The sequence below is a fragment of the Streptomyces sp. NPDC059917 genome, from assembly GCF_042730635.1.
Lineage (GTDB): Bacteria > Actinomycetota > Actinomycetes > Streptomycetales > Streptomycetaceae > Streptomyces.
Map to the genome: position 1 here is coordinate 14,635 of NZ_JBHWLC010000019.1, position 12,978 is coordinate 27,612.

Below are 12,978 nucleotides of genomic sequence, written 5' to 3' on the forward strand. Positions count from 1 at the left end.
AGCCCCCCTGTCAACGGCACGGTCGGCGCGTCGGGACGGTTCAACACCCGCTGAATCTTCGGAAAGTGGGCTTCCGGATCGGTTTCGTGGGGGACTGATTTCTCGAACTGATGGCGCGGACACGAACACCGGCGCTAGCTTCACCTGTCATGAACCCGTCGTGACGCGACCCGCGTCACGACGGCTTTTTCACGGATGATGTGGAGAACCCATGGCTCATCTGGGATCCGCCCGCAGGCGTGCGCTCGCCGTGCCGGTCGGCCTGCTGCTCACGGCCTCGCTCGCCTTCCTCCCGTCGGCCCTGGCTTCCGCCGCGCCGCTGGAGCCGGTGGCGGCCAAGTCCGCCGCCACCGCCGGACCGGAGCTGTCGTACGTGGTGAACCTGACCACCTACGCCTCGGCCAAGGAGGCGAAGAGGGCCGTGGAGCGGGCCGGTGGCACGGTGGTGACGGCCTATGAGCAGATCGGGGTGGTCATCGCGCACTCCTCGAACCCCGACTTCGCCAAGACGCTGCGGACGCAGCGCGCGCTCGTGGTCTCGGTGGGCGCCACCCGTACGGCTCCGCTCAAGGCCGTCCAGACGGACGAGGAGGGCACCACCCAGAAGCTCAGCGCGGCGGACGCCGCGAAGGCGGCGGCGCAGGCAGCGCCGGGCGAGGAGCCGCTGGAGCCCAACCAGTGGGACCTGCGGGCGATCAAGGCCGACCAGGCTCACAAGATCAACGATGGCAGCCCGGACGTGACCGTGGGCGTCATCGACACGGGTGTCGACGACACCCACCCCGATCTGGCGGCCAACTTCTCCAAGTCCCAGTCGGCCAACTGCGTCGGCGGGATCGCCGACACCACCGACGGCGCCTGGCGCCCGTACGTCGACGGCAGCGACCACGGCACCCACGTGGCCGGGACCATCGCGGCCGCGCGCAACGGCATCGGCATCAGCGGGGTGGCGCCCGGGGTGAAGGTCGCCGCGATCAAGGTGGCCGAGCCCGGCACCAACCTGTTCTTCGCCGAGGCGGTGGTCTGCGGGTTCGTCTTCGCCGCCGAGCACCACATCGCGGTGACGAACAACAGCTATTACATGGACCCCTGGTACTTCAACTGCAAGACGGACGACGACCAGAAGGCCCTCGTCGAGTCGCTCACCCGGGCGAGCCGCTACGCCGAGCGCAAGGGCACCCTGACGGTGGCCGCGGCGGGCAACGAGAACTGGGACCTGGCCGCGCCCTCGATCCTGGACGGCACCAGCCCCGACGACGCGACCCCCGTGCCGCGCACCGTCGACCCCAAGGTCTGCCCGTCCCTGCCCGCACAGCTGCCGGGCGTGGTCACGGTGACGGCCACCGGTGACCAGGGCCTGCGCTCGTACTACTCCAGCTACGGGCTGGGCGTGGCCGACGTGAGCGCGCCGGGCGGCGACAAGTGGCAGCTCCCGGCCACCCCGGACGCCAACGGGCGGGTCCTGTCGACCCTGCCGGGCGGCGGCTACGGCTACAAGCAGGGCACCTCGATGGCCGCCCCGCACGTCGTGGGCGTCCTGGCGCTGCTCAAGAGCGCGCACCCGTGGGCCGCGCCCGCGCAGCTCCAGTCGCTGCTCAAGCTCCAGGCGGACAAGAAGGCCTGCCCGGACAAGATCTACGACGCGACCGGCGCCCTCGTGGACGCGACCACCTGCACCGCCAAGTGGGGTCAGACGAGCTACTACGGCGCGGGCCAGGTCGACGCCCTCGACGCGGTGAAGTAGCCGCGCGGGAGCGGAACACGACGCGGGGGCCGGGCGGGGAAGTTCCCGCCCGGCCCCCGCACCGCGTCGAGGCCGTCAGGCCGTCGGCGGGCCGCCGATCAGGCCTTGATCATGACCTTGAGGGCGCTGCGGTCGTCCATCGCGCGGTAGCCGTCCGGCACCTCGTCCAGGGCCACGGTCCGGTCGAAGACGGGCGCCGGGTCGATCGTGCCGTTCAGCACGTCGGTGAGCAGCTCCGGGATGTAGGCGCGGACCGGTGCCACGCCGCCGCGCAGGGTGATGTTGCGGTCGAACATGACCCCGAGGTCCAGGCCCGTCCCGCTGCCGTGCGGCACGCCGACGTAGCCGATGGCCCCGCCGTCGCGGGTGATGTTCACGGCGGTGCGCATGGACTGCTCGGTGCCGACGGCCTCGATGACCGCGTGCGCGCCCTGCCCGCCCGTCAGCTCGCGCACGGCCGCCTCGGCGGCCTCGCCGCGCTCGGCCACCACGTCGGTGGCCCCGAAGAGCTTCGCGATGTCGGTGCGGGCGGTGTGGCGGCCCAGCGCGATGATCCGCTCGGCGCCGAGGCGCTTGGCGGCGAGCACGCCGCACAGGCCGACCGCGCCGTCGCCGACGACGGCGACCGTGGAGCCCTTGCGGACTCCGGCGCCGAGGGCGGCGTGGTGGCCGGTGCCCATGACGTCGGAGAGGGCGAGCAGCCCGGTCAGGAGGTGCTCGTCGGAGGCGGCCTCGGCGGGCAGCTTCACCAGGGTGCCGTCGGCGTGCGGAACGCGGACGGCCTCGCCCTGGCCGCCGTCGAAGCCGACCGAGCCCCAGAAGCCGCCGTGCACGCAGGAGGTGTGCAGGCCCTCGACGCAGTAGTCACAGGTGCCGTCGGACCACATGAAGGGGGCCACGACCAGGTCGCCCGCGCGCAGCCCGGAGACCGCGGAGCCGGTCTCCTCGACGATGCCGAGGAACTCGTGCCCGATGCGCTGGCCCGGCTGGCGCTTGGCCTCGCCGCGGTAGGCCCACAGGTCGCTGCCGCAGATGCAGGCGCGCAGCACGCGCACGACGGCGTCTTCGGGTCGCTGGACCGCGGCGTCGGGCACCTCCTCCACGCGGATGTCGTGCGGGGCATGGATGACGGTGGCGCGCATGGTGCGGTCCTTCGGTGACTTCAGGGGATCAGAGTGGCCAGGGCGGTCAGACTGGTACGACTTCCCTACGGTACGCCCGGTCGTTGGCGAGGGCGCCCGCGGCCAGCAGGTACTGGGCCGCCGCGTAGGTCGCCATGACCCAGAAGTCGGGCCGGGGCAGCTGCGGCCAGTCGGCGACCCCGGTCGCGATGAGCGTGTCGGAGAGCAGGAAGAGCGCCCCGCCGACTCCGGCCCGCCACCCCAGCGCCCCGGACCGCCAGGCCATCGCGGTCAGCAGCAGGCTGTATCCGGCGACCGGGATCCGCAGGTCGGCCGGGAGGTCCCCCCAGAGCAGGGTCACGGTCCCCAGGAGCGCGCCCGCGTACCCGGCCCCGGCGAGCGGGGAGGCCGGGCGGCGCCCGAAGAGCGCCAGGTAGCACAGGTGCCCGACGGCGAAGGAGCCCATGCCGACGAGGAAGGCGGGGTCCGCGTCGGAGAGCAGGGCGAGGTCCCCGCCCCACCCGAAGAACAGCGCGGCGACCAGCGCCCGGGGCGCGCCGCGGGTGAGCGCGTAGCCGATGAGCAGGGGCATCAGCAGGGGCTTGAAGAGCAGGTGCCCGGTGTCCCAGCCCGCGAGCAGGGAGCCGAGGTCGGCGGCGGTGGCGACGGCGAAGCCGACGAGCGCGGCGGATCCGAGGGCGGTGGTCCGGGAGTCGGCGGGCCGGGAGGCGGCGGGCCCGGCGGCGGCTCCGGTGCGGGCGGCGCTCACGCGGCGGGCTCGGCGGGAGCGGGGGCCTGCGCGGCCGCGGCGGCGGGTGCGGGGGTCGGGGCGAGCGCGGCGGCGGCCGTCGGCGCGGGCTGCCAGCCCGGGCCGCGGAAGACCCGGCCCGCGCGCTCGCGCCAGCTGGTGGCGGCCCGTACGTCCCGGGCGATGGCGGCGTACTCGTGCGTGGCCACGCGCAGCGGGTTGTAGGTCGCGATGTTCTTGGTCAGGCCGAACTCGGGCCGCTCGGTCTCGCCCACCCACGAGCCGAAGATCCGGTCCCAGAGGATCAGGATCCCGGCGAAGTTGCGGTCCAGGTAGCCGCCCTGGGAGGCGTGGTGGACGCGGTGGTGGGAGGGGGTGTTGAAGACGTACTCGATCGGCCGGGGCAGCTTGTCGATGCGCTCGGTGTGGATCCAGAACTGGTAGACGAGGTTGATCGAGTAGCAGAAGGCGACGGCGGCCGGGTGCACGCCGAGCGCGATCATCGGCAGGTAGAACGGCCAGGAGGTCCAGCTGGTCCAGGGCTGGCGCAGCGCGGTGGTGAGGTTGAACTTGCGGCTGCTGTGGTGCACCACGTGGCAGGCCCACAGGACCCGGATGACGTGGTGGCCGCGGTGCTGCCAGTAGTAGAGGAAGTCCTGCACGAGCAGCATGAGCGGCACGGTCCACCACAGGACGGGCACGCGCAGCGGGGTCAGCTCGTAGACCGCCGCGTAGATCAGGGCGATCGGGATCTTCCAGACGAAGTCGAAGGCGAGGCTGCCGATCCCCATGCCGAGGCTGGTGACGGCGTCCTTGGTCTCGTACCCGGCGGCGTCCTCGTCGGGATGGAACCGGTAGCTCACCAGCTCCACCACGGTGAGCAGCACGAAGGCAGGTATGGACCACAGCACGACATCGGGCAGGTTCGGCATGCCCGCACCATAGAGGCGCTCTCCACCGGCCCGCTAGATGTTGTTACCGATCGGTATCCATCGGTGTTACCGACGGTACCGACGATACTGTCCGACCGGGGCGGGGAGGCCATGTGAGCGGGTGGGAAGCGGCTCTGCTGAAGGTCGCGGGCACGGCGGTGGGCGCGCTGGTGAAATCGGTCCTCGCGCAGGCGCCGGGGGCGGGGACGACCACCGGCCCGGCCCGCCCGGCCCCGCGCTGGCGGCGCCCGACGGAGCTGGGCGAGGCGGAGCTGGCCCACCTCACCGCCACCCTCGCGGCGCGCCTGCACGCCCCCGGCACCCGACTCCCCGAGCACGAGCGGCTGGCCGCGCTGGACGCCGTGCGCGACGCCTTCGGCGCGCTCGGCCCGCTGGACCCGGACGCCGTGTTCGCCCTCGACCTCGACCCGGTCCGGCTCGCCGCCGCGCTGCCCGGGCCGCCCGCCGGCCTCGGCGGCGGCGCGCGGGCGCTCTACGGGGAGCTGCTCGACCTGTGCTGCCGCCACGCGGTGGAGTACATGACCACCCTGCCGTCCTTCGCCGCCCGCGCCGACCTGGAGCTGATCCGGCGCACCGGCGACCTCGGCCGCGCCCTGGACCTCGTACGGGAGCGACTGGGACCCGCGCCGGGATCCGCGGCGGCCGCCTTCGAGGAGCGGTACGCGGCCTACGTCGCGGCGGCGCACGGGCGCCTGGAGCTGTACGGGCTGACCCTCGGCCGGGACCACCGGGACTGGCCGCTGGACCTCGCCTACATCGGCCTGTCGGTCAGCGGCGACCAGCCCTGCGAGGAGCTGGGGCGACAGACCGTGAGCTCCGTCGACAAGGCGCTCGCCGCCTCCGGCCGGGTGCTGCTGTCCGGTCCGGCGGGATCGGGCAAGTCCACCCTCGTGCAGTGGCTGGCGCTCAACGCGGCCCGCCGCAGCTTCGGCCCGCAGCTGCGCGAGCTCAACTCCTACGTGCCGTTCGTGCTGCGGCTGCGCGCCTTCACCTCGCGGGACGAGCTGCCGATGCCGGAGGACTTCCTGCGCGCCTGCGGGGTGCCGGTCCACGGCGAGGCGCCGCCCGGCTGGGCCGGTTCGGTGCTGCGCGCCGGCCGGGCCCTGGTGCTCGTCGACGGCGTCGACGAGGTCCCCCAGCGGCTGCGCCGGCGGACCGGGGCCTGGATCCGGTCGCTGATCGACGCCTACCCCGACTCCCGCTACCTCGTCACCACCCGCCCCTCCGCGGTCCACGACGACTGGCTCGCGGGCCACGCCTTCACCCCGATGTCGCTGCTGCCGATGGAACGGGCCGACGTGCGCTCCTTCCTGACGCACTGGCACGACGCGGCGCGCGCCGAATGCCCCGCGGCCGACGGCCGGGCCGAGCTGGACCGCTACGAAGCCGCGCTCGGGCGGGCCGTGGGGCTGCGCCGCGACCTCGGCCGACTGGCCACCAACCCGCTGATGTGCGCCCTGCTGTGCGCGCTCAACCGCGACCGGCACACGCACCTGCCGCGCGCCCGCAAGGAGTTGTACGACGCGGCGCTCGACATGCTGCTGGTCCGGCGCGACAGCGAGCGCGAGATCACCGACGTCGAGGGGGTCTACCTCACCCGGGACGAACAGACCCTGCTGCTCCAGCGGCTCGCCTACTGGCTGATCCGCAACGGCCAGGTCGAAGCGGACCACGACGAGGCCGTGGAGCTCTTCGACCAGTGGCTGGAGGCCATGCCGCAGGCCCGCGCCCAGGGCGGCGCCGCGGAGGTCTTCCGGCACCTGCTGATCCGCAGCGGACTGCTGCGCGAGGCGGTGCCCGGCACGGTGCACTTCGTCCACCGCACCTTCCGCGACTACCTGGGCGCCAAGGCGGCCGTCGAGGCCCGGGACTTCGGCGTCCTGGTCCGCAGCGCGCACGAGGACGAGTGGTACGACGTCGTCCGGATGGCCGTGGGGCACGCCCGGCCGGACGAACGCGCCCTTCTGCTGCGCCGGTTGCTGCGCCGGGCCGACCGGTCCGCCGGGGACGGCGACCGGCTGGTGCTGCTCGCGGCCGCCTGCCTGGAGCACGCCCCGGAGCTGGACCCGCAGGTCTGGCGGGAGGTCCGCGACCGGACCGCGCCCCTGCTGCCGCCGCGCTCGGCGCGCCAGGCGCAGGAGCTGGCCAAGGCGGGCGAGCTGGTCCTGGAACTGCTGCCGGAGCCGCAGGGCCTCACCGAGGCCGAGGCGGCCGCCACGGTCCGCACCGCGGCCCTGGTCGGCGGGGACCGGGCGCTCCAGGTGGTCGCGGGCTTCCGGCGGGACGACCGCTTCGAGGTGGGCCACGCCGTCGCCGAGGCGTGGAGCCTGTTCCCCACCGAGGAGTTCGCGGACGCGGTGCTCGCCGACGCCCCCCTGCGCACGGCGCACCTGCACGTGCGCAGCGCCGCACAACTGGCGGCCTGGCAGCGGCTGACGCACCTGCGGCGGCTCCACCTCACCTGGGACACCGGGGTGCCGCCCGCCGTGTCCGGGCGGCGGGACCTGGAGTGGCTGGTCCTCTTCCGCAATCCCGGGCTGACCGGTCTGTCGGGGCTGGCGGACCTGCGGGCGCTCGGGCACCTCGGGATCTACGACTGCCCGCACCTCACCGGCATCGAGGGCGTCGAGGACTTGGCCGCGGACCGCCTGGCCTTCGGCTACCTGCGCGACGGCCTGTCGCTCGCCCCGCTGGCCGGGGTGCGCGGGCTGCGCGCGCTGACCATCGGCTACGAGCCCCGGGAGCGCCGGATCGGGGACGTACCGGCCGACGCGGGCCTGACCTCGCTGTCGCTGTGGCAGGGCGCGCGCGGGCTGTCCCTGGACGGGCTCGAACGGTGGCCGGGGCTGGTGGACCTGGCGATCGCCGGGCCCCGGCAGCTCGCGGAGCTGATGGCGCGGCCGCCGCTCGACGGGCTGCGGAGCCTGGAGGTCCGACACACCGCTCCGGTCTCCCTCGACGCCTTCACCGGGTACCGGGGGCTGACCGAGCTGGTGCTGCGCCGCTGCGGGATCGAGGGGTCGACGGCGGCGGTCGCCGAGCTGCCGGCGCTGCGGCGGCTGGTGCTGACCGAGTGCACCGGGCCGGTGGACCTCGCCCCGCTCGCGGACCTGGAGCGGGTGTGCGTCGAGCTGGACCGGCGGACCGCGGTCGTCGGGGCCGAGCGGTTCCCGCCCGGGCGGCTCACGTACGTCTTCAACTGAGCCGCCCGGCGGGAGGGTCGTGGCGGTGGCGCTACCAGACCCGGACGGAGGCGCCGCGGGCGAAGGCCGGGCTGGTGGCCTGCGGCGGGACCTGGGTGAGGGGCTCGGCGACCTCCGAGACGAGCGGGCCGTGCTTGGCGGCCAGTGCGTCCAGGAGCGGCAGGTCGAACCCGTACACGCGGGCCGCGTTGCCGCCGACCATGGCGGCGACCTCGGCGCGCGGCAGGCCCGCGTAGGCGATGCGGAGGCCTTCGCGGGAGAAGGGGGTGGTGCCCTCGTCGTGGGGGTAGTCGCTGCCCCACATGATCTTGTCGAGGCCGATCCGGTCCCGCAGCGGCACCTCGTGGGGGCGCATGAAGCTCGCGCCCACGAAGCAGTTGTCCCGCCATACCTCGGTGGGGCCCTTGCCCATCGATTCCGCCAGGCCCGCACCGAACTTGGACTCCGCGGTGGCGGCCCTCGCCGCCGCGTTCACCAGGCGGCCGTGGTAGTAGTCGAGCATCTCCAGCACGCCCGGGATCCAGCCCGACCCCTGCTCGGTCAGGACCAGCTTGAGGCCCGGGTGGCGCCGGAAGGCGCCGCCGAACATGAGGTGCCACAGGGCGCGGTGCGAGAACCAGGTGGTCTCCACCATGAAGACGGCGCGGGCCGCCGGTTCGTCGCCGAGCGGGGGCGAGGCCGAGCCGCCGTGGTGGTTGACCGGGACGTCCAGCTCGTCGCAGACCGCCCAGATCGGGTCGTACGCCGCCGAGTACAGCTCCGGGACGGGCGAGCCCGGCGGAACGCCCGGCAGCAGGATCCCACCGGTCAGCCCGGCCGCCTTGGTGCGCCGGATCTCCGCGACCGCCGCGTCCACGTCGTTGAGCAGGATCTGGACCACTCCGGCCCGCCGCCCCGGCGCGTCCGCGCAGAAGTCGGCCAGCCAGCGGTTGTGGGCCTGGAGCCCGGCCCAGCGCAGCGCGTACTCGGCGGCGTCGGGCGGCTGCGCCATCAGCGAGGCCTTGGGGAAGAAGGGCGGGATCGTGTTGGGGAAGAGCACCTCCGCCACGATGCCGTCCGCCTCCAGCTCGGCCAGGCGGCGCTGGGAGTTCCAGTTGCGGTCGGCGGTGTCGGCGAGGAGGTCCTCGTAGGGGTTGACGTAGCCGGCGGCCCAGGCGTCGAACTCCTCGTGGTGGCGCTTCTCCAGGTACGGCTTGTAGTCCAGGAGGTCGGCGCCCGCGTGGCAGTCCGCCGAGATGACCGTGTAGCGGTCCTCGGCGGTCGTCGGCCGGTCGGAGGTCATCGGTCGACCCCCAGCACCGGGAAGTCGTTGTCGGTCAGCCAGTGCCGGCCGACCTCGCGGGAGCGGGCCCAGGAGGCCGTCACGGCCGCCTGGTCGGCCGACTGGCCCAGCTCGGCCGGGGTCGGTCCGATCCGGCGGGCCAGCGGGGCGAGCGCGGCGGTGTCGAAGCCGAAGACCTCGGCGGCGGCCAGCCCCAGCATGCGGCGGGTCTCGTCGACCGGGATGTCGTGGAAGGTCTTCTTCAACCAGCCGCGGGTGTTCGGCCAGGTGCCCTCGGGGTGCGGGAAGTCCGAGCCCCACAGGATGTTGTCCACGCCGATCTCGTAGCGCTGGGCCAGCTCGCGGCGCTTGGTGTTGGTCGCGCAGACGAAGACCTGCCGGTCCAGGTACTCGCTGGGCGGCCGCTTCAGCTCCGCGAAGGGCGAGAGCTTCTTGCCGCCGTGCGCGCCGAGGTAGAGCCGGTCCATGAACCACAGTTGGTTGGGCAACCACCAGCAGCCGGACTCGGCGACCCCGAACTTCAGGCCGGGGTGGCGCTCGAAGACCCCCGACCACAGCAGGAACCACAGGGGCCGGGCGGGCCACCAGGTGACCTCGGAGACGTAGATGCCGAGGTGGTCGCCGTACTCGTGGCGCGGCGCCGCCCCCGAGTGGGTGACGATCGGCATCGCGGTCTCGGCGGCGGCCGCCCACACGGGGTCGTAACGGCGTTCGTGGTAGGGCGCCTTGTCCACCCACATGGACGGGATCATCAGGGCGCCGAGCCCGGACTCCTTGGCCCGGTGGATCTCGGCGACGACCCGGTCCGGCTCCCCGGTGATGGGGAGCAGGGCCACCCCGCAGTGCCGTTCGGGGTTCTGCGACACGAACTCGGCGAGCCAGCGGTTGTGCGCCTGCGCGCCCGCCATGCCCAGCTCGGGGTCCTGGTCGCCGGAGAGGCCGAGGCCGACGCCGAAGGGAGCGGCGGTCTGGCTGTCGACCGCGTCGGCGTCGGGGAAGACGACTTCGGCGGCCACGCCGTCGCCGTCGAGCTCCTTGAGGCGCTGGGTGGCGTCCCAACCGCCCTTGAGGCCCTCTTCGTGGTCGTGGAACCACTTCTCGGCGAAGGCTTCGTTGCGCACCCCGAGCCGGGTGGCCTCCTCGCGGCGGGCGTCGCGCTGGCCGAGGAACTCGTCGAACTGGGGGTGGAAGCGCCGGTCCAGGTAGGGGCGGTACTGCTCGGTCGGCAGCCCGGCGTGGCAGTCGGAGGAGATGATCAGGTACGGGTCTTCGTACGCGTTCACTGCGAGGCCCCTCAGTCGAGGATGAAGCTTTCCAGGTAGGCGGGGTTGGCCCGGTCGAGCATCGACTGCGACCGGGCGCGGATCTGCCGGTCGCTGTGCTCGCTCGTCGGGAGCATCCAGAAGCGGTCGGCCCTGATGCCGTCGACCACGTGCTCGGCGACCTCCTCGACCGGCGTGAAGTTCACCTCGTGCCCGGCCTGCTTCATCGCCGCCTCGTACTGGTCGAGGGTGCGGTACGGCGCCTTGCGCGGGCGTTCCTTGGCGTAGCGCTCGGGCCGGTTGCGGTGGGACTCCCACAGTCCGGTGCGCAGCATGTGCGGCCCGGGGAAGAGGACGGAGGCGCCGACCTGCGCGCCCTCGGCCTTGAGGTGGGCGTAGAGCGACTCGGTCATGGTGACCACGGCCGCCTTCGTGACGGCGTAGACGGAGGCGGTGGGCAGCGGGGCGATGCCGCCGTCGCCGGAGGAGGTGTTGACGACGTGGCCGGGGACGCCGCTCGCGATCATGCGCGGGACGAAGGCCTGGATGCCGTGGAAGACGCCCCAGACGTTGACGGAGAAGGCCCACTTCCAGTCGTTGGGCTCGTGCTCCCACATGCGGCCCTCGGCACCCGATCCGACGCCCGCGTTGTTGCAGAGCACGTGGACCGCGCCGAAGGTGTCGTAGGCGGCGTCGGCGAGGGAGCGCACGGAGTCGCGGTCGCTGACGTCGACGGTGCGGGCGAGCACTTCGGCCCCGCCCGCGGCGAGTTCCTCGGCCGCCTCGCGCAGGGCGCCCTCCTCGACGTCGGCGAGGACCACCTTCAGTCCCTCCGCGGCGAAGCGGCGGGCCATGGCGAGCCCGATGCCGCTGGCCGCGCCCGTGACGACGGCCACCTGTCCCGGTTCGAGCCGCATCTCAGGCACCCCCCGCCGACGAGCCCTCGGGGGGCGCGTCGAGGATCTGCATCGGGTCGTCGTAGCGCTGGTGGATGTAGGGCAGCAGCGCCCGGGCGCTGACCCGTTCGACCACCTTGCCCTTCTGGTCGGTGGTCTTCTCGCCGATGGTGATCTCGACGATCCGGCGCACCGGCAGGTCCGCGATCGGGTCGAACATCGACTCCCGCAGGACGACGTCCCCGGTGATGTGCTCCAGCTTGCGGACCTTCTCGTTGCGGGTGCAGTGCACGAGGACGGGGTCGGCGTCGAAGCCGTCGCCGTCCACGGCGGGCAGGAACTTGAAGTAGAAGTCGGTCTTCGTGGTGGGCTCGGGCAGCGGCAGCTCGCGGTCCACCGCGCCGCGCACCTCGACGAAGGCGATCCCGTGCCGGGCGAGGGAGGCCCGTACGACCAGGCCGTCGCGCTCGACGGCGACCTCGCCCAGCTTCTTCGGTTCGCCGAACACCTCGCGGCCGCCGACCAGGGCGCGCTCGTGGGTCATCGGCATGACGAGCGGGTACCAGCCCTCGACCGCGCCGTGCCGGGCGGCGACGGCCACGGAGCCCGCGCCGAGCGGGTAGCCGGGCAGGTCGACCTTGCTGATGTTGGCCCGTACGAGCGGCCGTTCGGCCGGTTTGAGCGGCGGCGGGAGGACCGCGGCCACCACGTCCGGGTCGCTCTCCCAGACGGCCACCACACCGGTGGACCAGATGTCGGGAAGCTTGGAGCTCTTCTCGCGCGAGGCCGAGATCTCGGCTTCGGTCCGCGCGCCGTACCGTACGCGTGCCATGGGAAGCACCACCCTTCGCGGGGTCTCCCCAGCGGTGGCCGGGGAGGTCTGTAACACAGTTACACCGCCACCGATGAAGGGTAAAGAGGGCTGCACGTACGAGAACTGACGGACCGCCAGATCAATTGTTGCTCCACCGGACAGAGTTGGGGGCCTCGATGGCCAGAAGTGCGCTCACCCGCGAGGAGGTGCTGGAGACGGCCGCGTCCCTGGTCAAACAGCACGGTCCGGCCGCCCTCACCATGCGCAAGCTGGCCGCCGAACTCGGCACGGCGGTGACCTCGATCTACTGGCACGTCGGCAACCGCGAATCGCTGCTCGACGCGCTCGTCGAACGGACCGTGCGGGACATGGGCGCGGTGCGCCCCACCGGCCGCACCCCGGTCGACCGGATCGTCTCGGTGGCCCGGACCCTGCGCCGCGAGCTGCGCGGACGCCCGCACCTGATCGCGATGGTGCACGAGCGCGGGCTGACCGAGCGGATGTTCCTGCCCGCGCAACAGGCCCTCGTGCACGAGGTGCACGCGGCCGGGCTGCGCGGGGCCCGCGCGGCCGACGTCGTGCGCGTGGTCCAGTTCCAGATCGTCGGCTTCGTCCTCATCGAGCGCAACCGCGAACGCTCCCCCGCCCAGTCCCCCGCCGAGGGGGAGGTCTGGGACCCGGCCGCCGCCCCCGACGATCCCGCCCTCTCCCGCGCCCTGGCCCGCCCGGCGGACCCGGAGCGGCTCTTCCTGCTGTCGGTCAGGACCCTGGTGGCGGCCCTGCTGGCACCGGACGCACCGGACGGACGCGCCGCACCGGCGCCCGGCCCACCGCCCGGCTAATCGCTTTGCGCGGCCCGGCCGTTCCGTGATGGGATCCCTGGACACGGGGGCGGCTCCCCGGCGCGCATCCTTCTCACCTTCCTGAAAAGACCCCGCGCGCCCACTCTCCGCCC

Annotated in this window: 10 protein-coding genes; 3 read left to right on the forward strand and 7 right to left on the reverse strand. The window is 73.4% G+C overall.

Going from position 1 to position 12,978, the window contains the following annotated elements; genetic code table 11:
• Window positions 1–211: 211 nt before the first annotated feature.
• Window positions 212–1,744, forward strand: coding sequence for a S8 family serine peptidase (locus ACFWAR_RS13805; protein WP_385776520.1), 1,533 nt, complete (start codon window positions 212–214; stop codon window positions 1,742–1,744).
• 98 nt (window positions 1,745–1,842) lie between these two features.
• Here the strand turns inward: ACFWAR_RS13805 and ACFWAR_RS13810 are convergent, their stop codons facing one another.
• The 3 genes from ACFWAR_RS13810 to ACFWAR_RS13820 are packed head-to-tail and all read right to left on the reverse strand — an operon-like array spanning window position 1,843 to window position 4,545.
• A complete protein-coding gene (locus ACFWAR_RS13810) occupies window positions 1,843–2,886 on the reverse strand; it encodes a zinc-dependent alcohol dehydrogenase family protein (protein WP_354382272.1) in 1,044 nt (347 codons plus the stop codon).
• Window positions 2,887–2,932: 46 nt separating this feature from the next.
• On the reverse strand, window positions 2,933–3,634 hold the full coding sequence (locus tag ACFWAR_RS13815; protein ID WP_385776522.1) for a lysoplasmalogenase: 702 nt from the start codon (window positions 3,632–3,634) through the stop codon (window positions 2,933–2,935).
• On the reverse strand, window positions 3,631–4,545 hold the full coding sequence (locus tag ACFWAR_RS13820; RefSeq protein WP_385776524.1) for a sterol desaturase family protein: 915 nt from the start codon (window positions 4,543–4,545) through the stop codon (window positions 3,631–3,633). Before ACFWAR_RS13820 ends, ACFWAR_RS13815 begins: the two co-directional genes overlap by 4 nt.
• Window positions 4,546–4,658: 113 nt before the next feature.
• On the opposite strand from ACFWAR_RS13820, the gene ACFWAR_RS13825 reads away from it, so the two are divergent.
• Entirely contained in the window at window positions 4,659–7,769 is a 3,111-nt protein-coding gene (locus ACFWAR_RS13825; protein WP_385776526.1) for an NACHT domain-containing protein, read from the forward strand.
• Between the two features lie 31 nt (window positions 7,770–7,800).
• Here ACFWAR_RS13825 and ACFWAR_RS13830 read toward each other — a convergent pair whose 3' ends face one another.
• Genes ACFWAR_RS13830 through ACFWAR_RS13845 form a run of 4 tightly spaced genes read right to left on the reverse strand, consistent with a single transcriptional unit; the run spans window position 7,801 to window position 12,041 of the window.
• A complete protein-coding gene (locus ACFWAR_RS13830) occupies window positions 7,801–9,051 on the reverse strand; it encodes an amidohydrolase family protein (RefSeq protein WP_385776528.1) in 1,251 nt (416 codons plus the stop codon).
• Window positions 9,048–10,334 (reverse strand): amidohydrolase family protein, encoded by a 1,287-nt coding sequence (locus ACFWAR_RS13835; RefSeq protein ID WP_385776530.1) that lies wholly within the window; start codon window positions 10,332–10,334, stop codon window positions 9,048–9,050. Before ACFWAR_RS13835 ends, ACFWAR_RS13830 begins: the two co-directional genes overlap by 4 nt.
• Window positions 10,335–10,345: 11 nt before the next feature.
• Window positions 10,346–11,230: an SDR family NAD(P)-dependent oxidoreductase gene (locus ACFWAR_RS13840; protein WP_385776532.1), complete on the reverse strand. Its 885-nt coding sequence runs from the start codon at window positions 11,228–11,230 to the stop codon at window positions 10,346–10,348.
• A gap of 1 nt (window position 11,231) precedes the next feature.
• A complete protein-coding gene (locus ACFWAR_RS13845; protein ID WP_385776534.1) occupies window positions 11,232–12,041 on the reverse strand; it encodes an acetoacetate decarboxylase family protein in 810 nt (269 codons plus the stop codon).
• Between the two features lie 158 nt (window positions 12,042–12,199).
• On the opposite strand from ACFWAR_RS13845, the gene ACFWAR_RS13850 reads away from it, so the two are divergent.
• Entirely contained in the window at window positions 12,200–12,865 is a 666-nt protein-coding gene (locus tag ACFWAR_RS13850; RefSeq protein ID WP_385776536.1) for a TetR/AcrR family transcriptional regulator, read from the forward strand.
• Window positions 12,866–12,978: the final 113 nt, after the last annotated feature.

Excerpts from the sequence above, each read along its gene's own strand:
- ACFWAR_RS13830 (WP_385776528.1), bottom strand. The coding sequence starts at position 9,051 with ATGACCTCCGACCGGCCGACGACCGCCGAGGACCGCTACACGGTCATC.
- ACFWAR_RS13845 (WP_385776534.1), bottom strand. The coding sequence starts at position 12,041 with ATGGCACGCGTACGGTACGGCGCGCGGACCGAAGCCGAGATCTCGGCC.
- ACFWAR_RS13820 (WP_385776524.1), bottom strand. The coding sequence starts at position 4,545 with ATGCCGAACCTGCCCGATGTCGTGCTGTGGTCCATACCTGCCTTCGTG.
- ACFWAR_RS13805 (WP_385776520.1), top strand. The coding sequence starts at position 212 with ATGGCTCATCTGGGATCCGCCCGCAGGCGTGCGCTCGCCGTGCCGGTC.
- ACFWAR_RS13840 (WP_385776532.1), bottom strand. The coding sequence starts at position 11,230 with ATGCGGCTCGAACCGGGACAGGTGGCCGTCGTCACGGGCGCGGCCAGC.
- ACFWAR_RS13850 (WP_385776536.1), top strand. The coding sequence starts at position 12,200 with ATGGCCAGAAGTGCGCTCACCCGCGAGGAGGTGCTGGAGACGGCCGCG.
- ACFWAR_RS13810 (WP_354382272.1), bottom strand. The coding sequence starts at position 2,886 with ATGCGCGCCACCGTCATCCATGCCCCGCACGACATCCGCGTGGAGGAG.